At 70.8% G+C, this 22,602-nt stretch carries 26 protein-coding genes; 15 read left to right on the top strand and 11 right to left on the bottom strand.

Annotation, left to right across the window (positions count from 1 at the left end; genetic code table 11):
* Window positions 1-31: 31 nt before the first annotated feature.
* A complete protein-coding gene (locus ACQP0U_RS03575; protein WP_030486570.1) occupies window positions 32-547 on the bottom strand; it encodes a MaoC family dehydratase in 516 nt (171 codons plus the stop codon).
* 548 nt (window positions 548-1,095) lie between these two features.
* Between ACQP0U_RS03575 and trxA the strand changes: the two genes are divergently transcribed.
* From trxA to ACQP0U_RS03560, 3 genes are all read left to right on the top strand, one after another.
* The gene (gene trxA / locus ACQP0U_RS03570) at window positions 1,096-1,458 is read left to right on the top strand and encodes a thioredoxin (RefSeq protein WP_124771302.1); all 363 of its coding nucleotides are present in this window, start codon (window positions 1,096-1,098) and stop codon (window positions 1,456-1,458) included.
* Window positions 1,459-1,612: 154 nt separating this feature from the next.
* Window positions 1,613-2,053, top strand: coding sequence for a hypothetical protein (locus ACQP0U_RS03565; protein ID WP_433315743.1), 441 nt, complete (start codon window positions 1,613-1,615; stop codon window positions 2,051-2,053).
* A complete protein-coding gene (locus ACQP0U_RS03560; RefSeq protein ID WP_433315742.1) occupies window positions 2,050-3,018 on the top strand; it encodes an MFS transporter permease in 969 nt (322 codons plus the stop codon). The genes ACQP0U_RS03565 and ACQP0U_RS03560 overlap by 4 nt, the downstream gene beginning before the upstream one ends.
* On the opposite strand, the gene ACQP0U_RS03555 is transcribed toward ACQP0U_RS03560, so the two are convergent.
* Window positions 2,982-3,401 (bottom strand): thiol-disulfide oxidoreductase DCC family protein, encoded by a 420-nt coding sequence (locus ACQP0U_RS03555; RefSeq protein ID WP_433315740.1) that lies wholly within the window; start codon window positions 3,399-3,401, stop codon window positions 2,982-2,984. The genes ACQP0U_RS03560 and ACQP0U_RS03555 overlap by 37 nt on opposite strands.
* Before the next feature lie 93 nt (window positions 3,402-3,494).
* Between ACQP0U_RS03555 and ACQP0U_RS03550 the strand changes: the two genes are divergently transcribed.
* The 4 genes from ACQP0U_RS03550 to ACQP0U_RS03535 all read left to right on the top strand — a co-directional run bounded on the left by ACQP0U_RS03550 (window position 3,495) and on the right by ACQP0U_RS03535 (window position 7,709).
* Window positions 3,495-5,561 carry an intein-containing Rv2578c family radical SAM protein gene (locus ACQP0U_RS03550; RefSeq protein WP_433315738.1) on the top strand — a complete coding sequence of 689 codons (2,067 nt, stop codon included), beginning with the start codon at window positions 3,495-3,497 and terminating at the stop codon, window positions 5,559-5,561.
* Between the two features lie 115 nt (window positions 5,562-5,676).
* Window positions 5,677-6,267 (top strand): RNA polymerase sigma factor, encoded by a 591-nt coding sequence (locus tag ACQP0U_RS03545; protein ID WP_433315737.1) that lies wholly within the window; start codon window positions 5,677-5,679, stop codon window positions 6,265-6,267.
* Window positions 6,264-7,208 carry a DUF2092 domain-containing protein gene (locus ACQP0U_RS03540; RefSeq protein WP_433315735.1) on the top strand — a complete coding sequence of 315 codons (945 nt, stop codon included), beginning with the start codon at window positions 6,264-6,266 and terminating at the stop codon, window positions 7,206-7,208. Before ACQP0U_RS03545 ends, ACQP0U_RS03540 begins: the two co-directional genes overlap by 4 nt.
* 93 nt (window positions 7,209-7,301) lie before the next feature.
* Window positions 7,302-7,709, top strand: a complete 408-nt coding sequence (locus ACQP0U_RS03535; protein WP_124819981.1) for a CoA-binding protein — start codon at window positions 7,302-7,304, stop codon at window positions 7,707-7,709.
* A gap of 109 nt (window positions 7,710-7,818) precedes the next feature.
* On the opposite strand, the gene ACQP0U_RS03530 is transcribed toward ACQP0U_RS03535, so the two are convergent.
* Window positions 7,819-9,015, bottom strand: coding sequence for an acyl-CoA dehydrogenase family protein (locus ACQP0U_RS03530; protein WP_433266587.1), 1,197 nt, complete (start codon window positions 9,013-9,015; stop codon window positions 7,819-7,821).
* 177 nt (window positions 9,016-9,192) lie between these two features.
* On the opposite strand from ACQP0U_RS03530, the gene ACQP0U_RS03525 reads away from it, so the two are divergent.
* Complete coding sequence (locus ACQP0U_RS03525) at window positions 9,193-9,732, top strand: DUF4190 domain-containing protein (protein ID WP_433315733.1); 540 nt, start codon at window positions 9,193-9,195, stop codon at window positions 9,730-9,732.
* 27 nt (window positions 9,733-9,759) lie between these two features.
* Here ACQP0U_RS03525 and ACQP0U_RS03520 read toward each other — a convergent pair whose 3' ends face one another.
* The gene (locus ACQP0U_RS03520; RefSeq protein WP_433315731.1) at window positions 9,760-10,665 is read right to left on the bottom strand and encodes an SDR family NAD(P)-dependent oxidoreductase; all 906 of its coding nucleotides are present in this window, start codon (window positions 10,663-10,665) and stop codon (window positions 9,760-9,762) included.
* 118 nt (window positions 10,666-10,783) lie between these two features.
* Here ACQP0U_RS03520 and ACQP0U_RS03515 point away from each other — a divergent pair, with 118 nt between their 5' ends.
* The gene (locus ACQP0U_RS03515) at window positions 10,784-11,329 is read left to right on the top strand and encodes a DUF4190 domain-containing protein (RefSeq protein ID WP_433315729.1); all 546 of its coding nucleotides are present in this window, start codon (window positions 10,784-10,786) and stop codon (window positions 11,327-11,329) included.
* A gap of 75 nt (window positions 11,330-11,404) precedes the next feature.
* Here the strand turns inward: ACQP0U_RS03515 and ACQP0U_RS03510 are convergent, their stop codons facing one another.
* The gene (locus ACQP0U_RS03510; protein WP_433315727.1) at window positions 11,405-12,361 is read right to left on the bottom strand and encodes an HpcH/HpaI aldolase/citrate lyase family protein; all 957 of its coding nucleotides are present in this window, start codon (window positions 12,359-12,361) and stop codon (window positions 11,405-11,407) included.
* Between the two features lie 128 nt (window positions 12,362-12,489).
* Between ACQP0U_RS03510 and ACQP0U_RS03505 the strand changes: the two genes are divergently transcribed.
* Window positions 12,490-13,314, top strand: a complete 825-nt coding sequence (locus ACQP0U_RS03505; protein ID WP_433320580.1) for an SDR family NAD(P)-dependent oxidoreductase — start codon at window positions 12,490-12,492, stop codon at window positions 13,312-13,314.
* Window position 13,315: 1 nt separating this feature from the next.
* Entirely contained in the window at window positions 13,316-13,600 is a 285-nt protein-coding gene (locus ACQP0U_RS03500; protein ID WP_433315725.1) for a hypothetical protein, read from the top strand.
* Here the strand turns inward: ACQP0U_RS03500 and ACQP0U_RS03495 are convergent.
* The 3 genes from ACQP0U_RS03495 to ACQP0U_RS03485 form a co-directional block, all read right to left on the bottom strand.
* Window positions 13,597-14,988 (bottom strand): hypothetical protein, encoded by a 1,392-nt coding sequence (locus tag ACQP0U_RS03495; protein ID WP_433315723.1) that lies wholly within the window; start codon window positions 14,986-14,988, stop codon window positions 13,597-13,599. The two genes, ACQP0U_RS03500 and ACQP0U_RS03495, sit on opposite strands and share 4 nt — an antisense overlap.
* Window positions 14,985-15,509, bottom strand: a complete 525-nt coding sequence (locus ACQP0U_RS03490; protein WP_433315721.1) for a SigE family RNA polymerase sigma factor — start codon at window positions 15,507-15,509, stop codon at window positions 14,985-14,987. Before ACQP0U_RS03490 ends, ACQP0U_RS03495 begins: the two co-directional genes overlap by 4 nt.
* A gap of 98 nt (window positions 15,510-15,607) precedes the next feature.
* On the bottom strand, window positions 15,608-16,552 hold the full coding sequence (locus ACQP0U_RS03485; protein ID WP_433315719.1) for a DMT family transporter: 945 nt from the start codon (window positions 16,550-16,552) through the stop codon (window positions 15,608-15,610).
* A gap of 106 nt (window positions 16,553-16,658) precedes the next feature.
* Between ACQP0U_RS03485 and ACQP0U_RS03480 the strand changes: the two genes are divergently transcribed.
* Window positions 16,659-17,378 (top strand): HAD family hydrolase, encoded by a 720-nt coding sequence (locus tag ACQP0U_RS03480; RefSeq protein ID WP_433315717.1) that lies wholly within the window; start codon window positions 16,659-16,661, stop codon window positions 17,376-17,378.
* 8 nt (window positions 17,379-17,386) lie between these two features.
* Here the strand turns inward: ACQP0U_RS03480 and ACQP0U_RS03475 are convergent, their stop codons facing one another.
* Complete coding sequence (locus ACQP0U_RS03475; RefSeq protein WP_433315715.1) at window positions 17,387-17,917, bottom strand: hypothetical protein; 531 nt, start codon at window positions 17,915-17,917, stop codon at window positions 17,387-17,389.
* Between the two features lie 12 nt (window positions 17,918-17,929).
* Window positions 17,930-18,799, bottom strand: a complete 870-nt coding sequence (locus ACQP0U_RS03470; RefSeq protein ID WP_433315713.1) for a PhzF family phenazine biosynthesis protein — start codon at window positions 18,797-18,799, stop codon at window positions 17,930-17,932.
* A 33-nt stretch (window positions 18,800-18,832) separates the two neighbouring features.
* Between ACQP0U_RS03470 and ACQP0U_RS03465 the strand changes: the two genes are divergently transcribed.
* From ACQP0U_RS03465 to ACQP0U_RS03455, 3 genes are all read left to right on the top strand, one after another.
* On the top strand, window positions 18,833-20,119 hold the full coding sequence (locus tag ACQP0U_RS03465) for a magnesium transporter MgtE N-terminal domain-containing protein (RefSeq protein WP_433315711.1): 1,287 nt from the start codon (window positions 18,833-18,835) through the stop codon (window positions 20,117-20,119).
* The gene (locus tag ACQP0U_RS03460) at window positions 20,112-20,762 is read left to right on the top strand and encodes a DUF1003 domain-containing protein (RefSeq protein ID WP_433315710.1); all 651 of its coding nucleotides are present in this window, start codon (window positions 20,112-20,114) and stop codon (window positions 20,760-20,762) included. Before ACQP0U_RS03465 ends, ACQP0U_RS03460 begins: the two co-directional genes overlap by 8 nt.
* A 76-nt stretch (window positions 20,763-20,838) precedes the next feature.
* Window positions 20,839-21,987: an Mrp/NBP35 family ATP-binding protein gene (locus ACQP0U_RS03455; protein ID WP_433315708.1), complete on the top strand. Its 1,149-nt coding sequence runs from the start codon at window positions 20,839-20,841 to the stop codon at window positions 21,985-21,987.
* Between the two features lie 157 nt (window positions 21,988-22,144).
* Here the strand turns inward: ACQP0U_RS03455 and ACQP0U_RS03450 are convergent, their stop codons facing one another.
* Window positions 22,145-22,570, bottom strand: coding sequence for a preprotein translocase subunit TatB (locus tag ACQP0U_RS03450; RefSeq protein WP_433315706.1), 426 nt, complete (start codon window positions 22,568-22,570; stop codon window positions 22,145-22,147).
* Window positions 22,571-22,602: the final 32 nt, after the last annotated feature.

Here is a 22,602-nt window from a genome sequence, read left to right as displayed (position 1 = left end):
TGTACGTCGACGGTCGAGCCCGCCGTGACGGTCAGCGCGGCTCGGGGAAGCTGGGCCGCTCCGGATCCACACCGTCGGGCACCGCGGCGGCCGCGTACTCCCGCTTGGGGACCATGACCTTGCGCCGGAAGACGCAGACCATCGTGCCGTCCTGGTTGTAGCCGCGAGTCTCCACCGACACCACGCCCCGGTCGGGCTTCGAGCCGGACTCCCGCTTGTCCAGCACCGTGGTCTCGCCGTAGATGGTGTCGCCGTGGAAGGTCGGCGCGACGTGCCGCAGCGACTCGACCTCCAGGTTGGCGATCGCCTTTCCACTCACGTCGGGCACCGACATGCCGAGCAGCAGCGAGTAGATGTAGTTGCCGACCACGACGTTGCGCTTGAACTGACTGGCGGTCGCGGCGTAGTGCGCGTCCATGTGCAGCGGGTGGTGGTTCATGGTGAGCAGGCAGAAGAGGTGGTCGTCGTACTCGGTCACGGTCTTGCCCGGCCAGTGCCGGTAGACCGCGCCGACCTCGAACTCCTCGTAGTAGCGACCGAACTGCATGCTGGTCCCTTCGACGGGCGGCGATGGAGTTCGGCACAGCATGCCTTACCGATGGTTAAGGCGACCGGCGGGGCGCGACGGCGGCGGAAATGTCACACCTGTCACACGCCCGGGGGGAGACGCAATGAGCGGCGGGGCCCTCCCCGGCACCCGCCGCCCACGCTCTGATGTGAGGAATTCTGCCCTACGCCTGCGTAGGTTCAACAGAGATCGCGGTCACATTTATCTTTTTGTAACACTACTCTCCGTGATGAAGCGGAGGTTGATCAGCGATCTCTGCAGGCCGGATACCTCCTTGTCAATGCCCAAGTTACCGATTCGTAGTGCTCAATCACGTGGATCTCCCTGGAAACGCTCCCATCACGGCAGGTCACGCAAGTGCGTCGTGCACTTGCGTTCCGCAGGTCGGGTGTGAACAGACGTGTGTCGATGACCCGCAGCACCCCCCGGCAGCCCCGAGCACGTTTCGTGCCCCACCGCGCGGGAATTCGATACGGTCAGCCCTGGTTCTACGGGACGTAGACAAACCGCGGTGATCGGAGAGTGCAATGGCAACCGTTGAGCTGACCTCGACGAACTTCGACGAGGTGACCGGCAACGACGGCATCGTCCTGGTCGACTTCTGGGCCGACTGGTGTGGTCCGTGCAAGCGGTTCGCCCCGGTCTACGAGCGCTCCTCGGAGAAGCACCAGAACATCGTCTTCGGCAAGGTCGACACTGAGGCTCAGCAGGAGCTGGGCGCCAAGTTCGACATTCGCTCGATCCCGACGATCATGGCGATCCGTGACGGCGTCATCGTCTTCGCCCAGCCGGGCGCCCTTCCTGAGTCCGCGTTGGAGAACCTGATCGAGCAGGTCGAGGCGCTGGACATGGACGACGTCCGCAAGCAGCTGGCCGAGCACAAGCACTGAGTCGTCCTCGCGACGACACGCGAGGCCGGGCCCGATACGGGCCCGGCCTTCGTCGTACCCCCACAAGCTCTTGCATGATCACCTTCCTGGTCAGGCCGGACTGGCCGTCGGAGGGACCCGACACAGCCGGTACATCCCGTATCGTCACGACCCGATGGAGAACCTGACCACCCGCGGGCGCGTGACCCGGCTGGGCGCGACCGCACTGGGTCTCGTCCTGCTCGTCGTCGGCACCTTCTGGGGCAGCGACGACGACTTCCCGTTCGGCCCGTTCCGGATGTACTCCACCTCCAACCCGCCGAACGCCCCCGCGCCCGACACCCGTGTCGAGGGGGTGAACAGCTCGGGGGCGGTGATCGACCTCGACCAGAACGCGACAGGCATCCGCCGCGCCGAGATCGAGGGTCAGCAGGCCCGATACGCTGCCGACCCGACGCTGCTCACCGAGGTCGCCGACGCGTACGCCGAGCGTCACCCGGACGCCCCCGCACTGGTCGAGGTCCGCATCGTCATCCGCTGGCACGGCATCCGCGCCGGCCGACCGACCGGCCAACACACCGACGAGACCGTCGTCCGCTGGCAGGCCCCCCGATGACCCGCTGGCTGACCGAGGCCGTGCCCCGGGGCCGGGTGGCCGCGTTCCGCACCCTGATCTACCTGTTCGTCGCCGCCGATCTGGTGATCTTCACCCCCTGGGTACGCACCCGGGTCAGCGTTCCCGGCGACCTGTACCGGCCGCTCCTGATCGGTCGCCTGCTCCCACTGCCGACGCCAACTGAGACGCTGGTGACGGTGATCTTCTGGGCGTTGCTGCTGCTCGCCCTCCTCGCCGCCACCGGACGGGCGCCCCGCCTGCTCGGCTGGGCGGTGTGCGCGCTGTACCTGGAGTGGATGATCATCGCGATGAGCTACGGGAAGGTCGACCACGACCGGTTCGGGCTGCTCGTCGCACTGGCCGTACTGCCCACCGCCGGTCGAGCCCGACACGGCGACACCACCCGCACCGAGGCCGGTGGGTGGGCCCTACGCGTCACCCAGATCGCGGTGATCTGCACGTACTTCCTGGCCGCCTTCGCCAAGCTGCGCTTCGGCGGTCTGGACTGGCTGACCGGCTCGGTCCTGGCCCGCGCGATCATCCGACGCGGCACCGACCTGGCCGACCTGATCGCCCAGGTGCCGTACCTGCTGATCGTCGCCCAGTTCGGCATCGTGGCGTTCGAGCTGCTGAGCCCGGTGGTCTTCTTCCTGCCACCCCGCTGGCGACTCGCCATGGTCGGCTTCTTCTACTCGTTCCACGCGGTCACCATCGCGACCATCACGATCTCGTTCGCGCCGCACCTGGCCGCGATGACCAGCTTCCTACCGTTGGAGCGGGTACGCCCGCTGGTCTGGGTCCGCCGGCTCGTCGGCCGCGACACTCCCGCGCCAGCGACCGGGGTTGCTCCAACGGACCCGACGGACGTCGACCCGGTGCCGCCCGACCAGACCCCGGTGGGGGCCGACGCGGAGCGGGCGCTCGACGATCAGGCGCCAGCGGTCGGGCGACCAGTCGGGCCGTAGAGCCGCTCCCGGGCCTCCTGCGGCAGGGAGCAGGCCGCCGTGCCACCCGGCAGGCGGTGCCGGTTGCGCGCCACCCAGCGGTACAACGGCCAGGCCGCGGCGCGCACCGGAGGAAGCCGCAGGCCGGCACCGGCGACCCGCCAGAGCGGACCACTCGCGGTGAGGAGCCTCGCGATGGCGTCCGGACCGGCCGCGCGGGAGCCGTCCGCGCCGACCCACTGCACGGCCTCCTCGCACTCGGCCACTGTGAGGCCGAGCGCGTCCAGGTCGGCGAACTGCCAGGGCACCACCCGCGCGGCGGTGGGGATACGGCGCTCGATGAACTCCGCACAGGTCGTGCAGAACGCGCAGTCCCCGTCGTAGACGAAGGTCGACGTCTCCATGCTGTCCATCCTCCCCTCTCCGACCACCCGGGCGCTCACCGGTGTACGGCGGGTCACTTGCGCTCGCCTAGTACACGTGTTCGAATAGTGCCCATGCGCTGGGACAACCTCACCGCTCCCCCGGTTGAGGGAGACCCCGAGCGGGCAGCGCCAGCGACGCCACCCCTGCCGCTGGCGCTGCCCGGCGCCGTCGCCCGCACCTTCGACACCCCCGAGTTCGCCGGGATGACCTTCTACGAGGTGCAGGCCAAGTCCATCCTCAACCGGGTGCCCGGGCAGTCCCGCGTCCCGTTCGAGTGGACGATCAACCCGTACCGGGGCTGCTCTCATGCGTGTGTGTACTGCCTGGGCGCGGATACCCCGATCCTGATGGCGGACGGCCGCACGAGGCCGATCAGCGAACTGGAGCCGGGCGACCGTATCTACGGGACCGAGCGACGCGGCGCCTACCGCCGATACGTGATCACCACCGTCCTCGACAAGTGGTCCACGGTGAAGCCGGCCTACCGGGTCACCCTGGAGGACGGCACGACCCTCATCGCCAGCGGGGACCACCGGTTCCTCTCTGAACGTGGCTGGAAGTACGTCACCGGGGCCATGCAAGGCAACGCCCGACGTCCCTACCTGACCACCAACAACCGACTGATCGGCACCGGCCGTTTCGCCGTCGGGCCCAAGGAATCACTCGACTACCGCCGGGGCTACCTGTGCGGCATGGTGCGCGGGGACGCGCACCTGGGCACGTTCTCGTACTCGTACGGGACGGTGCACCGATTCCGGCTGGCGTTGGCCGATGACGAGGCATTGAGCCGCAGTGAGCAGTACCTCGCCCTCGAAGGGATCAAGACGCAACGTTTCACCTTCGCGCAGCTCAGCACCACGCGACGTGCGATGACCGCCATCCGCACCTCGAAGCAGCGGGACATCGAGACGATCGGTGACCTAATCCGCTGGCCGGTCGAGCCCAGCGACGACTGGCGGCTTGGCTTCCTGGCCGGCATCTTCGACGCAGAGGGCAGTTGCAGCAGAGGCGTCCTGCGCATCAGCAACAGCGACGACGCCATCCTCGACCAGACAACGGCAGCACTGCGCCATTTCGGTTTCGCCTGCGTGCGAGAGGACCGCGGCCTACCCAACCGTGTGCGGGAGATCAGGCTGACAGGGAGCCTCGCCGCCCGGCTCCGGTTCTTTCACCTGACCGACCCTGCCATCACTCGGAAGCGGTCGATCGAGGGTCGCGCACTGAAGCATCAGGGCGCCCTCAAGGTTGTCGGCATCAAGGCACTCGAGCTGGAGCTGCCGCTCTGGGACATCACCACTGGCACCGGGGACTTCATCGCCAACGGAGTGGTCAGCCACAACTGCTTTGCCCGAAACACGCACACCTATCTCGATCTCGATGCCGGCGCGGACTTCGACCGGAAGGTGATCGTCAAGGTCAACGCCGGTGAGCTGGTCCGGCGGGAGTTGGCCGCGCCGAGATGGCGGGGCGCGCACGTGGCGATGGGCACCAACGTGGACTGCTACCAGCGCGCCGAGGGTCGCTACCGGCTGATGCCGCAGATCATCAGCGCCTTGCGAGACTTCGCCAACCCGTTCTCGATTCTCACCAAGGGCACGTTGATCCTGCGCGACCTGCCGCTGCTGCGGCAGGCCGCCGAGGTGACCTCGGTCGGCATCTCCTTCTCGGTGGGGTTCGTCGACGAACACCTCTGGCGTTCCGTCGAGCCGGGCACGCCACACCCACGCCGCCGACTGGACGCGGTCCGGGCGCTCGCCGACGCCGGCTTCTCGGTCGGCGTGCTGATGGCGCCGATCCTGCCCGGCCTCAGCGACAGCGACGAGTCAATCGACACCACCGTTTCAGCGATCGCCGCCGCCGGTGCGACAAGCGTGACCGCCCTGCCGCTGCACCTGCGTCCCGGGGCCCGGGAGTGGTACGCGCACTGGCTCGCCCGCGAGCACCCGCACCTCGTGCCCCGCTACCGCGAGCTCTACCGGGCCGGCGCGTACGCCCCGCAGGCGTACCAGCGGGAGTTGACCGCGCGGGTGCGGATCGCCGCCCGCCGGCACGGGTTGCACCGCGGGGAGCGGGGCGACAACCGTAGCCTGCCCGAGCCGCCGCCACCGTCAACAGTCGAGCAGCTGACCCTGCTCTAGTTGTTCTGCCCATGCCTGACCGCGGTGATGGCCCGAACATGGACGGGAACCTGGGCGGCGGCGGCTGACAAGAACGAGGCATGAAGACACCGTCAAGCCACGGGACCATCGGGACATGACCGTGACCGAGCGCTCCGACGCGTCCTTGGTTACCGGCGCACCTGAACTGTTCGGGGAGCTGTTCGAGCGGTACGGCGGTTGGCTGTACGACTTCAGCGCCCGCCGGGTCGGACGGCAACTCGCCGAGGATCTGGTCGCCGAGACGTTCCTGGTCGCGTTCTCACTACGTGACCGGTACGACACGTCGGTGATCAACGCGCGTCCATGGCTGTTCGGCATCCTGACCAATCTGCTGCGCAAACATCACCGTGCCGAGGTGCGGTGGCTGCGGGCATTGGAGAGGTCGGGCACAGACCCGCTCGGTGGTTCCGGTCAGCACAACTTCGCTGACCGGGCCAACGAACGGCTCGATGCCAAGGCCGCCACGCAGGCACTGGCCGGTGTGCTCGCCGCGATGCCGCGGGGCCAGCGCGATCTGCTCCTGCTGCACGTCTGGGCTGGCCTGGACTATCCCGAGTTGGCCTCCGCGCTCGGCCTGGCACCGGGAACCGTCCGGTCCCGCCTCCATCGCGCCAAGGCACGCCTGCGGGGCGCGTTGCCCGCCCACTACGCACCATCCACTTCAACGAATGAGGGAAACGCATGAACAACAGTTCCGAACCCGACAACGCAGCCGTCGAGCTGCTGGTCGCCTTCCGCGAGGACCTGACCGGCGCTCCGACGGACGCGACCGACCGGATCCGGCACGCGCTCCGCAACGGGTCCATGTACCGGCGCCCGGCCGCGAAGCGCTGGTCTCTGCGCCGACCGGTGATCGCGACCGCGACCGCCTTCGCTCTGGCCGGTCTCGCCGCCGGTGGTGTCGCGCTGAGCACTGTTGACCAGCGCACGGGGCAACCGTTCGGGGCCTCCACCAGCTCGACTGACACGTCTCGCCCGGTACAGATGCACAACGTCGCCTACGTCGGCGCGCAGACCCGTGCCGCACTTGACGACGCGGACAAGTACGTCATGAAGGTGCACGACGTCTACCAGAGCGGCTCGTACGACACCTGGACGGACAAGCAGACCGGGCGTTACCGGATCGACATGTATCAGGCCGACGGCAGCCCGAACTCCTCGCTGATGACGACCGTCGCCGACGGAAAGTTGAGGAGTATCCAGGTCGACCACCTCGAGCGGACGTACTTCGAAGACACCGGCTCGCCGGAGGCCGCGAGAGGCACAGTGTTCGTCCCGAACGACCCGGTGAGCATCAGGGAGTGGCTCGACAAGGGAGACCTGGAGATCGTGGGCCAGGAACAGGTGGGCGGTCACGACACGGTGCACCTGCGGTTGAAGGCGGCAAGGGCCACCTACACCGTGGAACTCTGGGTGGACGCGGCCTCGTTCCTGCCCTACAAGGCTGTCGCCGACAAGAGCGGACAAGTGACCGACAACGCGGAGGTCAGCACCTTCGAGTGGCTGCCCCGCACTGACGAAAACCTGAGCCACTTCGACCTCACGCCGCCCGCCGGCTACACGAAGGGCGGCGCCGGCAAGACCACCAAGGGCGACGTGAGGGCCACCGCACCCGCCCACCCCTAGCCATCCCCGCGCGACAACCGACAGACAGTCTTGGACTGCCGACCCCGGATCCTCGCGTGCCATCTGACGCGAGGTCAGCGCTACAGTCGGCGGGTGCGTACCGCTCAGCAGATCCTCGCCGACTCCGCCGTGATCGCCGTTGTGGGAGCATCGCGCGACCCGTTCAAGGCCGCGCATGGCGTGCCGCTGCAGATGCAGCAGTACGGCTGGCGCATCATCCCGGTCAACCCGACTGTCGACGAACTGTTCGGGGAACGGGCGTACAAGACCCTCGCCGACATTCCGCACCCCGTCGACCTCGTGGACGTGTTCCGGCCGGCGGCCGATGCCGTGCAGGTGGTCAGGGACGCGGCAGCGATCGGGGCCCCGGCGGTCTGGCTCCAACTGGGCATCGTCTCGGCCGAGGCGCGGCGGATCGCCGAGGAGGCCGGCATGGACTACGTCGAAGACCGCTGCCTCATCGTCGAACGCGCCGCCGCCAACCTGACCCGCCTGACCTGACCTACCACCCCCACCTCCGCGATCTTGCACCTACTGTCCCGGCATTGGCGACATAAGGGGCAATCGGGCAACCGAAAGTGCAAGATCGCGGAGGTAGGGCCAACGCGGGTCAGAGCTTGTATTCCTTGAGGAGACCTCGGGAGATGATGGTCTTCTGGATTTCTGAGGTGCCCTCGCCGATCAGCAGGAACGGGGCCTCCCGCATCAGCCGCTCGATCTCGTACTCCTTGGAGTAGCCGTAGCCGCCGTGGATGCGGAACGCCTCCTGGACGACCTCGGCGCAGTATTCCGAGGCGAGCAGCTTGGCCATCCCGGCCTCGACGTCGTTGCGCTGACCGGCGTCCTTGAGCCGGGCGGCGTTGACCATGAGGGCGTGCGCGGCCTCGATCTTCGTGCCCATCTCGGCGAGCTTGAAGGCGATCGCCTGATGCTTGGCGAGGGGCTGGCCGAAGGTCTTGCGCTGCTGGGCGTAGCTCACCGCCAGCTCAAAGGCGCGGATGGAGATGCCGCAGGCGCGGGCGGCGACGTTGACCCGGCCCACCTCGATGCCGTCCATCATCTGGTAGAAGCCGCGGCCCACCTGGTCGGCGCCGCCGAGGATCGCGGAGTCGGGCACTGTCACGCCGTCGAGCACCATCTCGGTGGTCTCGACGCCCTTGTACCCCATCTTCTCGATCTTGCCGGGGATGGTGAGGCCGGGGGCGGTCTCGCCGAAGCCGGGCTCCTTCTCCAGCAGGAAGGTGCTCATGTTGCCGTAGACGGACTCCGCGCCGGTGTCGGTCTTGACCAGGGTGGCCACCACCGAGGAGTACGCCCCGTTGGTGAGCCACATCTTCTGCCCGTTGAGCACGTAGCTGTCGCCGTCGCGGACGGCCCGGGACTTGATCGCCGAGACGTCCGAGCCGGTCTCCGGCTCGGACATGGAGAACGCGCCGCGCACCTCGCCGGTGGCCATCTTCGGCAGCAGCCGGGCCTTCTGCTCGGCAGAGCCGTGCTGGGAGATCAGGTACGCCACGATGAAGTGGGTGTTGACGATGCCGGAGATCGACATCCAGCCTCGGGACAGTTGCTCCACCACCAGCGCGTAGGTGAGCAGTGATTCGCCGAGCCCGCCGTACTCCTCGTCGATGGTGAGGCCGAACAGCCCCATCTCGCGCATGCCGTCGAGGATGTCGGTGGGGTACTCGTCGGCGTGCTCCAGCCGCTGCGCGTGCGGGATGATCTCCTTGTCGGCGAAGTCCCGAACGGTCTCCAGGATCGACTGTTGCACATCGGTCAGGCCGGGCGTCTGGGCGAGTCGGGCCATCTCAGCCTCCGGGGATCCGCGCACTACTCATGGGTAACTGAACGCTGGGTCAGTATCGGCCCCCCGGGTCGACGAGGCCAAGGTGACCAGTCCACACAACCGCTGTGAAAAGGTTCACCGCTGCGGGTAGCGTCCGGCAAGAGGGACTTTTCCGGCACCGGCAGGAGGAGGACAGCTGTGAGCTACCCGCCGCCGTCGGGACCGCCCGAGGACGAGCAGCCGCCGTCACCCTACGAGCCACCCAGGGACCAGTCGCCGTACGCGCCACCGCCGGCCGGCCAGCCGCCGTACGCGCCGCAGCCGGACCAGCCGGCGTACGAGCTGCCGGCGGAACGATCACCGTACGGGCCACCGCCGGGCGAACCGTCGCCGTACGGCCACCAGGGGCCGCAGCAGTCAGCGCACTGGAGCCAGCAGCCGCCGTACCCCCCGCAGGGCCCCTACAACCAGTACGGCCCACCGCCGTCCGGGCCGGGTCGGGGCACCAACGTGCTGGCGATCCTGTCGCTGGTGTTCGCCTTCGTGTTCCCGCCGGCCGGCGCGGTCCTCGGCCACGTGGCCAAGCGGCAGATCCGCACCAGCGGCGAGGAGGGCGCCCAGCTCGCGACCTGGGGGCTGATCCTGGGTTACGTCTTCACCGGGATCACCGTGCTCGCCTGCTGTGGCTGGCTGGCGCTGGTGGCCTTCGGCAACACCGGCGACAGCGGGGGCTACTGACCGGCGAGCCGGTGCGGACCGCCGCGCTCAGCGGAAGCGGGCCTCGCGGACGCTGTTGCCGCCGTCCACCACCAGCATCTGCCCGGTGATGTACGAGGCGGCCGGCGAGCAGAGGAAGCTGATCGCCGCGGCGACCTCGTCCGGCGTGCCCGGTCGCCCCACCGGAGTGCCCAGCCCCTGCTTGATCTCGGCCATGGTGGACGCCGCGGTGTAGATGGTGCCGGGCGCCACCGCGTTGACTGTCACGCCGTCGGCGATCATCTCCATGGCCAGGGCCCGGGTCAGCCCGACGACCCCTGCCTTCGCCGCGGCGTACGCGGCCTCGGTGGGCAGGGCGTTGACCGGGCCGGCAGTGGCCGACAGGTTGACGATCCGACCCCAGCCCCGCTCGGCCATGCCCCCGATGAACGCCCGGCTGCACAGGAACGCGGTGGACAGGTTGCGGTCGATCTCACCGCGCCACTCGTCGTAGGTCAGCTGCGCCACCGGCCGCAGCACGCCCTGGCTGGCCCGGCTGGCCAGGCCGGCGTTGTTGACGAGCACCTCGACGTCGCCCAACTGCTCGGCGACCGCATCCGCCAGTGCGCCGACCTCGGACTCGTCGGTCAGGTCCGCGACGAAGCCGGTCACCCCCAGCTCGGTCGCCCGCTCGTGGATGCGTCGGGTGGTGGAGACGATGGCCACCCGCGCGCCCAGGTCGGCGAGTCGCCGGGCGGTGGCGTACCCGATGCCGTCCGGGCTGCCCGCCCCGGTGACCAGCGCGACCCGCCCGTCGAGGCGCATGGTGACCGGGTCGGCGAGCGCGACCGGCTCGTCGGGGCCGGGGCTGCCCGCCGGAGCGGCCGTCCGGACGCGCCGGGCCGCACCCGGGCGGCTGACGTCCCGTCGGGGTCGGCTGCCGGAGCGGTCCGCGGCGCGCGCGTCGTATGCCATGCCAGGGATCCTGCCCGTTACGACCGGCCCGAGCAACGCGGCACCCGGAAGCAGGGGCGTCGGGTTTGGGCGGCGCTGGCTACCCTGTCTCCGCACCCCGACCTGACGGAGAGTTCGCATGACCAATCCCCCACCGCCCGGCAACTGGACCGATCCCACGTGGTCGGCCCAGCCGTCGAGCCCCGCACCGGACCCGACCCTTGTGGCCGGCCAGCCGGTGCCCGCCCAACCTGGCCCGGTCGACCCGTACGCCCCGAACCCGTACGCACCTGTCGACCCGTACGCCGGCGCGCAGCCGCCGGCGACCCAGCCGCTGCCCGGTTACGCCCCACCCGGTTACGCCCAGCCCGGCTACCCGCCGCAGTACCCCGGCTACGGCTACCCGCAGCCCCCGAAGACCAACGGGATGGCCATCGCGGCGTTCGTGCTGGCCCTGCTCGGTTTCACGTCCTGCATCACCGCGCCGGTCGGCGCGATCCTCGGGCACGTCGCGCAGAAGCAGATCCGGCTCAGCGGCGAGGGCGGTGCGGGGATGGCGAAGGCCGCCATCATCGTCGGCTGGATCCTCACCGGGTTCCTGGTGCTGGTGATCCTCTTCTACGCCGCCGCGATCATCTACGCGATCGTGACCAGCGACAACAGCAGCAGTAGCAGTAGCTACTGACCGGCGGTCGGGCCGGCGTACCGCCGATTGTCGAGCCGGATCGACAGCCGACGGCTGTCGTCCCGGCCCGACCGGTCACTCCGCCGGTGCTGTGAACGACGAGGTACGGCTCATCCCGGCGGCCCGGCCCTTGGCGGCGACCACCAGCGCTATCTTGCGGGACGCCTCGTCGATCATCTCGTCGCCGAGCATGACGGCGCCGAGCCGGCCGCCGGCCTCGGAGGTGTAGTGCTCGTACGCGTCGAGGATCAGCTCGGCGTGGTCGTAGTCGGCCTGCGCCGGCTGGTAGACCTCGTTGGCGGCGTCGATCTGGCCCGGGTGCAGCACCCACTTGCCGTCGAAGCCCAGCGCGGCCGAGCGCTTGGCCACCCCGCGGAACGCGTCGACGTCGCGGATCTGCAGGAACGGGCCGTCGATGGCCTGCTTGTCGTGCATCCGCGCGGCCATCAGGATGCGCATCAGGATGTAGTGGTACGGGTCGCCGGGGTAGTCCGGGATCAGGCCGCCGACCACCATCGACTTCATGTTGATCGACGCCATGAAGTCGGCCGGGCCGAAGATGATGGTCTCCACGCGTGGCGAGGCGGCGGCGATCGCGTCCACGTTGACCAGACCGGCGGCGTTCTCGATCTGCGCCTCGATGCCGATCCGGCCGACCTCCAGGCCGATCGTCTTCTCGATCTGGGTGAGCGTCAGGTCCAGCCACTGCACCTGGGCGGCGGTCTGGACCTTCGGCAGCATGATGCAGTCCAGGTTGGCGCCGGCGCCCTCGACGACCTCGATGACGTCCCGGTAGGTCCACGGGGTGGTCAGGTCGTTGACCCGGACCACCCGGGTCTTGCCGGCCCAGTCACCCTCGTTGAGGGCTGCCACGATGTTCTTGCGCGCGTCCGGCTTGGCCAGTGGCGCGACGGCGTCCTCCAGGTCGAGGAAGACCTGGTCGGCCGGGAGGCCCTGGGCCTTGCCGAGCATCTTCACGCTGGAACCCGGCACGGCGAGGCAGGACCTGCGGGGGCGACCGACTGCGGCCATGGATGCGCTCCTTCCAGCGTCCGGCGGGCATGCCGACGCCACCTGACGACAGATCCGAGACCTTAACGATCCCAAAGGGCGTTGTGACGCCACGGTAACCTCGCGCCATGACCGGGGTGAATGGACCTGTGGAAGATCTCACTGGGCGCCGACTGGTGGTGGTGACCGGGGCCAGCTCCGGCATCGGGCTGGCCGCCGCCGTGCACCTGGCCTGCCGTGGTGACCAGGTGGTGCTGGTCGGGCGGGACCCGGCCCGCCTACAGGCCGCAGCCGAACGGGTACGGGAGAGTTCAGGTGTCCGTCCGGAGCTGTTCCGGGCCGACTTCGCGATCCTCGACGACGTACGCCGACTGGCCGAGCAGCTCCGGGCCGCGTACGACCGGATCGACGTGCTCGCCAACAACGCCGGCGCGATCGCGCTGCAACCACTGAGCACCGTCGACGGCTTCGAGATGTCGATCCAGGCCAACCACCTGGCCCCGTTCCTGCTGACCAACCTGCTCGCCGACCGGGTGGGCCGGGTCGTCGTGACCGCCTCCGGCGCGCACCGCTTCGGCGCGCTCGACCCGGACGACCTGAACAAACCACTGCGTGCCTACCGGCCGATGGGCGCGTACGGCACCAGCAAGCAGGCGAACGTCCTCTTCGCCGCCGAGGCCGCCCGGCGTTGGCCGGATACCTCCACGTACAGCTTCCACCCGGGCGTGGTCCGCACCCGGTTCGCCAACGACAGCAGGCTTGTCGCGATCGGCATGCGTTTCATGCCGTTCCGCAGCCCGGAGAAGGGCGCCGAAACCCTGGTGTGGTTGGCCAACCAGGAGCGCTCCCGGCTGATCAACGGGGGGTACTACGTCGACCGTCGGCCGCGTCGGCCACTCCGGAAGGCGGCCGATCCGCTGCTCGCCGCCCGGCTGTGGGCGGCGAGCGCCAAGGCCGTCGGTCTGGACGGCTGACATGGCCGGCGCGCTGACACTTGTCGCGATCGTCGAGTTCGCCGTCGGGGCCGAGGCGGCCGGGCAGCGTTACGAGGACGCCGTGCTGGCCCTGCTCGAACGGCACGGCGGCCGGTTGGAGCGGCGACTGCGCGGCACCGACGGGCAGGCCGAGGTGCACGTGATCCGGTTCGACGGCCGGGCCGGCTACGAGTCGTTCCTCGCCGACCCGGACCGGGCGGCCCTGCGTACCGCCCTCGGCGACGGCGCGCCGACCACCCGGGTGATCGAGGTGCACGAGGGCTAGGGCGCGGTCCGGGCGCGTGGGCGGCGACGCCAACCGCGCCAGCGGCGCAGCAGCGACAGCACCGGCAGCGCGACCAGGACCGCCAGGACGAAGCCCACCGTGAGCGCCCAGAACGGCAACGGCCCGTAGTCGGGGCGGCCGGACTCGCGTACCGCACCGTCGATCGCGAGGTCGGCGGCGGCCGACAGCTCGGTGATGCCCTCCGGGGTGCGGAAGAGCACCTCCGGCGTGGACGCGCCCCGGCGCAGCACCACCAGTTCGACCGCCTCCGTTCCGGGCTCCTGATAGGGCCCCCAGGCCACGTCGTGGTCGTCCGGGCGGTCCACCGCCTCCGGGCCCGGCACGCCGACCAACGCGACCGCCTCGTCCGGAGAACGCCACCCGAGCAGTTGCACGAACGAGCGGGAGGGCAGCGCGGGGAACGCCGCGCCGGCCAGCGGCGTGCCGTCGACAGTGGAGCGCACCGCCAACGTCCAGGTGCGCGTGAAGGACGGCACCGGGCAGTCGGTGCAGGTGGACCTGTCCAGGACGGCCACCGACCGACCGTCCGGCAGCCAGGACCCCGCCCCGGCGAGCCGCCCACCGGCCAACGGCAGCTTGCGGTACGGCGCGCCGACACGATCGATGCCCGCCTCCGCCACGCGGGTGAGCCAGACCTCGTCGCGAACCTGGAGGGCCAACTCGCCGCCGTCCGGCGAGAGCGCGGCTGTGCGGCCGGGCGGAATCCAGGCCGTCCCGACCGGCACCCGCAGCACGTCCGCCCCGCGTCTCCGGTCGTAGACACCGACGTACGGGGTGCCGTAGCTGTTGGGCGGGGTGAACGTCGTGTCGTCCTCGGCGTAGACGAGACGCTCGCCGTTCGGCGCGAAGGCGAGCGGGTAGCCGCTTGTGCGATGCGGGGCGAGTTTCCCGGTCCGCAGGTCGAGCAGCGTCGTACCGATCGAGGCGTACCTGCCGTCCGGGGACAGCATCGCCTCGAAGCCCGCGACGGCCGAACCGGCGTCCAGCACCCGGTAGCTGTCGGCGTCCGCGGCGAGCACACCCATCCTTGTCTCAAGCCAGTCGGTGCGCACGGCCGGACCGCCGAAGAGCATCGCCGCCGCACCCGGTGCCGAGGCCCGCACCGAGGCGGTTCGCAGCGGCGGGTCGACGAGTCGGGTGGGCAGGCCCGGGGCATCGTGCCTCGGGCCGGCGGGGATCGGCAGGGCGACCGGGTGCAGCGCGTACCCGGTGCCCAGGAGCAGGACCAGGACGGCGAGCGCGCCGGCGACGGCGGCCCGGCGACGGCGGTGCCGGGTCCGCGCCGCGTCGAAGAGCCCCTCCGGTACGCGTGCGGGCGGCACGTCGTCGGCGAGACGGCGCATCGCTTCGGAGAGCCGTGCGGTCACCGGGCCACCTCCTGCGGGTCACGGCCGACGAGTTCGGCCAGTTCGGGGGCGAGGACGCGGAGTCGGCCGAGGGCGTGGCGGGTCTGACTCTTCACGGTGCCGACCCGGCAGCCGAGCAACTCAGCGGTCTCGGTCTCGGTGCGGTCCTCGTAGTAGCGCAACACGAGGACAGCGCGCTGCCGCACGGTCAACCGGGCCAACGCGGCCGACAGCACCAACCGCAGGTCGGTGTCGTCGGCCGGTCCGGATCGTTCCGGCAGCGTTCCGCCCAGCCGCTCCGCCGGTCGGGCCCGCCGCCAGCGCCACCAACTGGCGGCCTGGGTGCAGAGCACCCGACGCAGGTAGGCGGGTGGGTCCTCGATCCGCTCCCAGCGCACCGCGACGCGAGCCAGCGCCACCTGGACCAGGTCCTCCGCATGGTGCCGGTCACCTGTCAGCAGGTACGCGAACCGGGTCAGCCCGGCGGTCTCGGCCCGAACGAAGTCGGCGAAGCCGTCCCGGGCGCGGTCCTCAGTCGTCAACGGATCGTCCTCCTCACCCGGACAGACGCCGGGCGGGCCCGCCGCGGAGGGAACCAGTGTCCATGTTCCGCACGCCGTAACGGCAGCGTGTCGCGCGGTCAGTCGGCCAGCGGTGTCGGGTCGGCCGGCAGGGCGGTGGGTTCGCTCCGCCGGCCGCCGAGCACCACCACCGCCACACCGACCAGCAGCAACGCCATCCCGAGCAGCGCGTACGGGCGGGGTTGCTGACCGAGCCAGGCCCACCCGAGCACTGCCGCGCCGGGCGCCTCCAGCAGGATCAGCACGCTCACCGTGGTCGCCGGGATCTTTCGCAGGGCGTAGTTGAACATCGAGTGCCCGAGCAGTTGCGCGCCGACCACCAGGGCCAGGATGGCCAGCCAGGTACGACCGTCGAACCCGGTCAGCCGTACGCCGCCGACCAGGCAGAGGGACAGCAGGATCAGCGCGCAGATCCCGTAGCAGATGGTGGTGTAGGTGGTGGTGCTGATGCTGGTCCGCGCCCGTTCCCCGAAGGCGGTGTAGACGGCGGCGAACACAGCGCCGGTCAGCGCCAGCACGTCGCCGAGGACGGCCCGGCCGGAGACTCCCACGTCCACCCCGGTGGCGACCGCCGCGCCGCCGACCGCCACCGCGATGCCGGTCCACACCACCCGGGGCAGCGGACGCCCCTGGGCGCGGGCGATCAGCCCCTGCCAGACCGGCTGGGTGGCAACCAGGGCTGTGGACGTGGCGACCGAGGTGAGCTGGGCGCTCGGCACCCACGTCGCGAAGTGCCCGGCGAGGGCGACCCCGGACAGGACGCAGAACAGACCCTCCCGCCGACCTGCGCCGATTGTCAGCCTGCGGAACTCGGCACGGCGTCGGACCAGCGCGAAGGGGCTCAGCACGGCCACCGCGAGCAGGTTGCGCCAGAACGCGATGGCCAGCGCGGGGGCGGCAGCGTACGCGATCAGCGGCGCGGACGACGAGACGGCGACCACGGCCAGCCCGACCGCGCCGGTGGTCAACGGATCCAGGGACGGCCGGGGTGAAGGTGGGGGCACGGGACGTAATCCTCACACGTATGACGGTCAGCACGGAGGGTCATCACTCCGTTACGATCACGCGGGTTCGCGCCGACGACCCTCGACCGCCCGGAGGCGCTCCCCCATGCCCACCTACCAGGCGGTGCTGTTCGACTTCTTCGGCACCCTGACCCGTTCGGTACAACGCGGTACCGCGCACGCCGGCACCGCCGAGCTGCTGGGATGCCCCACCGAGACGTTGACCGAGGTGCTGAACCGCACCTACTACGAACGGGCCAGCGGCCGGCTCGGCGACGCGGAGGCGACCCTACGCTGGGTGTGCGCCCAGGTCGGCGTACACCCCACCGACCACGCGGTGCGGGCGGCGGTGGCGTCCCGGCACCGGGCGGTCCGCGCGGACACCTGGCTGCGGGCCGACGCGGTGCCGGTGCTGGCGGCCCTGCGCGGGCGCGGCCTGCGCACCGGCGTGATCAGCGACTGTACGCACGAACTGCCGGCCTTCCTGCCGCAGCTCGCCGTCGCCCCCCTGCTCGACGTGCGGGTCTTCTCGGTGCAGGTCGGGCGGTGCAAGCCGGATCCGACGCTCTACCTGACGGCCTGCCAGCGACTCGGGCTCGCGCCGGGCGACTGCCTCTACGTCGGTGACGGCGGCAGTCAGGAGTTGACCGGCGCCGAGCGGGCCGGGATGACCGCCGTCCGGCTCGCCGCACCGGATCTGGCCACGCACATGGTGTTCAACGCCGACCGGGACTGGCGCGGCCCGACACTCGGCACCCTGGGCGAGGTGCTCGCCCTCGTCGACACCGACGCGGCGGTCGCGGGCGTCGGCGGCCGGGCGAGCTGATCGACTGATCAGCGGCGGCGGACCCGGTGCAGGCGGAACGGCTTGCGGGTGGCCCGGACCGCCGGAGTCGCACGGGGTGGCTCGGCCTGCGCGTCGGCCGGCAGCTCCGCTCCGGCCAGCGGCGTACCGGCCGGGGCGAGCCGGTTCACCGCGCATCCGTCGGCGGCCCAGCGGGCCACCAGGTCGGCGGTCGGACCGGGCGCGTTGAGGCGCTTCGCCGCCACCAGCGGCGCGGTGGTGTCCCACGCCTCGGTGCCCGGCTGCAACCGGCTCACCCGGGCCGGCCAGGTGACGATCCGACCCCCGTGGTCGCCGCGCAGGGTGACCTGAGCCTCGGTCGCGTCGGCAAGACCCGGTGCGGCCTGCTCGCCCGGCCCGGTGACCACCAGGAGCGCGCCCTCCAGCGGGGCGCACCAGAGCGCGAGCGCCGGCCCGCCGGCAACGCTGATCCAGGCGACGGCGGCCTTCTTCATCGCCTCGTCGACAAGTGGGGTGCCCCCGGGGGCGTCCTCGTCCGTCACACCCACATCCTCCCGCATCGGCGCCTGCGCTCAGCCCACGAACGGCGGCACGGCGATCTCGCCCCGGGCCACCGGCATCACCTGACCGGCGACCGTCGCGCCGACCACCACCCCGTTCGCCGCGGTGACCGTGCAGGCCAACGCGGACGGGCGGTTCATCTCCACGCCCTGACGGACCGCGTACTCCGACCGCCCCTCACCGGGCAGCAGACCACTCGCCACCAGCCAGACCCCGAGGCCGAGCGCCGCCGAACCGGTCGCCGGGTCCTCCGGAACGCCCATCCCCGGCACGAAGACCCGGGCGTGCGCGGTTTGCGCGGCCGCGTCCCAGGAGAAGACGCTCACGTGCGACACCCCGTACTGCTGCGCCGCCGCCGGGTTCACCCGGGCGCGGGCCACCGACTCCGGCCGCACCGGCAGGTACGGGAACTCCAGCCCACAACCGGCGACACGTGGGGCGGGCCCTATGTGGTCGTCGGCGAGCAGCCCGGCGATCTCCAGCAACGGCTCCGGATCCAGTTCCGGCCCGAGGGTCGGGACGCCACCGGTGAGCGTCGCCCCGGACGCGGTCACCTCGATCGGCAGCACACCGGCCACGCACTCCTGGGTGACCTGCCCCACACCGAACATGCCCCGCCGGCACGCGGTGACCGCCGCGCCGATGCTCGGGTGCCCGGCGAACGGCAACTCCTCCACCGGAGTGAAGATCCTGGCCCGGTAGGTGACGCCGGATTGGGTCGGCGGCAGCACGAACACCGTCTCGGAGAGGTTGAACTCCAGCGCGAGCGCCTGCATCTGCTCGGTGGCCAGCGCCTCCGCGCCGAACACCACGGCCAGCGGGTTGCCGGCGAAGGGTCGGTCGGTGAAGACGTCCACGATCTCGTAGGCCAAGGTCGACATGTTGATAAACACTAGGCGCTTAGGCTGGTGCCCGTGAGTACGCCGACCCGGGTCTACATCGCCCGTCTCGCCGGAGTCGCCGTCTTCGACCCGAACGGTGATCAGGTGGGCCGGGTTCGTGACGCCGTGGCACGGCTCCGGGCGACCAAGCGTCCGCCCGAGGTGGTGGGCCTCGTCGCCGAGATGCCGATGCGTCGTCGGATCTTCCTGTCCATCAACCGGATCACCTCCATCGACGCGGACGCCGTCGTGCTCGGCTCCGGCACCCTCAACCTGCGCCGGTTCGAGAAACGCCAGAACGAACTGCTGGTGCTCCAGGAGCTGCTCGACCGACGGGTGCAACTCGACCCGGGCGGCCAGCCCGGAGCGGTAGTGGACGTCGCGATGGAGTGCAGCAGGGGTGGCGAGTGGTCGCTGACCCGGGTCGCCGTACGCGAGCAGACCGGTCGGCTCAGCCGGCGTGGCCACCTGCACCAGGTCGAGTGGGACCGGGTGCGCGGGCTCAGCGGCATCGCCGACAACCGGGGTACGGCCAACCTGCTCGCCGTCCTGGAGGACATGCGCCCCGCCGACCTGGCCAACGCGCTGCAGGATCTGCCCGACGCACGGCGCAACGAGGTGGCGGCCGCGCTGGACGACGAGCGACTGGCCGACGTGCTCAGCGAGCTGCCGGAGCACGACCAGGTGGAGATCCTCGCCGCCCTGGACCGGGAGCGGGCCGCCGACATCCTGGAGGAGATGGACCCGGACGACGCCGCGGACCTGCTCAACGAGCTGCCCCCACCCGAGCAGGACGTGCTGCTGGACCTGATGGAGCCGGACGAGGCCGACCCGGTACGCCAGCTGCTGAAGTACACCCCCGGCACGGCGGGCAGTGTGATGACCTCGGAGCCGGTCATCCTGCCGCCGGACGCCACGGTCGCCGAGGCGTTGGCCCGGATCCGGGAGCCACAGCTCTCCCCCGCCGTCGCCGCGCAGGTCTTCGTGACCCGGGCACCGCAGAACACGCCGACCGGCCGCTACCTGGGCATGGTGCACTTCCAGGCGCTGCTGCGCGAACCCCCGGCCGACCTGCTGGGCAAGGTGGTGGTCAACGACATCGACCCGCTGCGCCCCACCACGCCACTGCCGGAGATCACCCGCCGGATGGCCACCTACGACCTGGTCGCCATGCCGGTGATCGACCGGAACAACCGGCTGGTCGGCGCCGTGACGGTGGACGACGTGCTGGACCACTCGCTACCCCGGGACTGGCGGGACCGCGACGCCCTGGCCGCCCCGGGCGCCACCGACACCGTGCTGGACGGCGCGGATGGCTGACCAGCGGCGGACGGAGCGTCTCGACCAGCCACGCGAGCCCCGGGGCGTCAAGCTGCCCCGGTTCGACGCGGAGGCGTTCGGCAGGTGGTCCGAGGGCATCGCCCGGGGCATGGGCACCGCGAACTTCATAGTCGTCATGACTGTGGTGATCGCGATCTGGTTCGTCTGGAACACGTTGGCCCCGGCGAACCTGCGCTTCGACCCGTACACCTTCACGTTCCTGACCCTGGTGCTGTCGTTGCAGGCCAGCTACGCGGCCCCGCTGATCCTGCTGGCCCAGAACCGGCAGGCCGACCGGGACCGGGTGGCCCTGGAGGAGGACCGGCGCCGGGCCACCGCGCAGAAGGCGGACACCGAGTACCTGGCCCGGGAGATCGCGGCCCTGCGGATCGCGCTGGGTGAGGTCGCCACCCGCGACTTCCTCCGCTCCGAGCTGGCCCGGCTGGCCGAGGAACTGGACGAGGCGGGGCAACGACGGCAACGGCTGGAGCGCCGCCAGCAGGAGAAGGACAGCCGGCAGGAGCGACGTGGCCAGCGGCCCACCGACGGTGTCGGCCTGGACGAACCCCGCGACGACCTGGACGGCGACTTCACCCGGGACGCCCGGCCGGACGGCACCGGCCCACGCCGGTCAGAGGGCTGACCAACGGGTCATCGATTGGCTCACACCGCGCCGGGCAGCGGCGGCAGCGGATGCCCCGCGACGTAGCATTGCGGGCATGTCAGCACCCGTGAGCACCGTCGAGGACGCGATCCAGGCCGCCCTGGCCACCGTCAACGACCCGGAGATCCGCCGGCCCATCACCGAGCTGGGCATGGTCCGCTCCGCCACGATCGGTGCCAGCGGCGTCGTACGCGTCGAGCTGCTGCTCACCGTCGCCGGCTGCCCGCTGAAGGACAAGCTGCGTAACGACATCACCGCCGCCGTCGCCGCGGTGCCCGGCGTCACCGGCGTGGAGATCGACTTCGGTGTGATGACCCCCGAGCAGCGGCAGTCGTTGCAGTCGCAGCTGCGCGGTGGCGGCGCCACCGAGGAGCCCGTCATCCCGTTCGCCCAGCCCGGCTCGCGCACCCGCGTGTATGCGGTGGCCAGCGGCAAGGGTGGCGTCGGCAAGTCAAGCGTGACCGTCAACCTGGCGGCGGCGCTCGCCGCCCGTGGGCTCTCCGTCGGGGTGGTCGACGCCGACATCTACGGTCACTCGGTGCCCCGGATGCTCGGCGCGGACGGCCGACCCACCCGGGTCGAAGACATGATCATGCCGCCGCAGTCGCACGGCGTGAAGGTGATCTCCATCGGGATGTTCACGTCCGGCAACGCCGCCGTCGTGTGGCGCGGCCCGATGCTGCACCGGGCGCTGCAGCAGTTCCTGGCCGACGTCTACTGGGGCGACCTGGACGTGCTCCTGCTCGACCTGCCGCCGGGCACTGGTGACGTGGCCATCTCGCTGGCCCAACTGCTGCCCAACTCGGAGATCCTGATCGTCACCACCCCGCAGACCGCCGCCGCCGAGGTGGCGGAGCGGGCCGGCGCGATCGCCCTGCAGACCCACCAGCGGGTGGTCGGCGTCATCGAGAACATGTCCTGGCTGGAACTGCCGGACGGCTCCCGGATGGAGATCTTCGGTGCCGGCGGTGGTGAGGCGGTGGCCGAGTCGCTGAGCCGGACCATCGGCGCGCAGGTGCCACTGCTCGGCCAGATCCCACTGGACACCCGGGTCCGCGAGGCCGGCGACGCCGGCAACCCGATCGTGCTGGCCGCACCGGAGTCCCCGGCCGCGCAGGCACTCGGCACGATCGCCGACCGGCTCGCCCTGCGCCGCGAGTCACTGCTCGGCAAGCCACTCGGCCTCAAGCCCGCCGGTCGCTGACCACCGGCGAACACCGTCAACTCGGGTTTTCGGAAGTCGGGGCATCCCGGGCAGGCTGAACGGCCGACTTCCGGAGAGCCGAGTTGATCAGACCAACGCCGTGCCCCAGACGGGCGGGCGCGGGCCGCCGGTACGGGCCCAGGCCGCACGGGGTCGGTCAGGTGGCGTCGTCGTAGCTGACGCGGGGAGCCGGCGCCGAGGGAGTGCTGGTGGCCGTGCCGGCGGACGGGGTGCCGTTCGACCGGAGGTCGGCGGCGTTGGCCACGTCCTTCAGGTCGTTGTGCACGCCGCTGACGTCCGCGCGCAGGTTGTCGTAGACGCCCTGCAACGGCTTGCGGATCGCCGCCTCGTCCTCCTCGCTGAGGAGGTGCTTGCGGATGAACGCCTTCGGGTGCAGGTCTTCCAGCTGGATGTCAGTGCCCAGCTCGCGACTCAGGTCGCCGGTGGCGTTGCGGGCCATGTTGCGCAGGTTGCGCACCAACCGCAGGCCGTCGGTGATCACGGCGGGGAGCCGGTCGCCGAAGATCAGCAGCGCCAGGAGCAGCAGCGCACCGATCTCCCACCAGTTCAGGTTGTCGAGCATCCCGCGGGCCTCCTCTCGGCGTCAGCAGCAAG

It is taken from the genome of Micromonospora sp. CA-269861 (assembly GCF_050948505.1).
In the GTDB taxonomy this organism is placed as follows: Bacteria; Actinomycetota; Actinomycetes; order Mycobacteriales; family Micromonosporaceae; genus Micromonospora.
The sequence above is the reverse complement of the archived record's forward strand: the minus strand, read 5'-3'. Positions and strand labels throughout refer to the sequence as shown.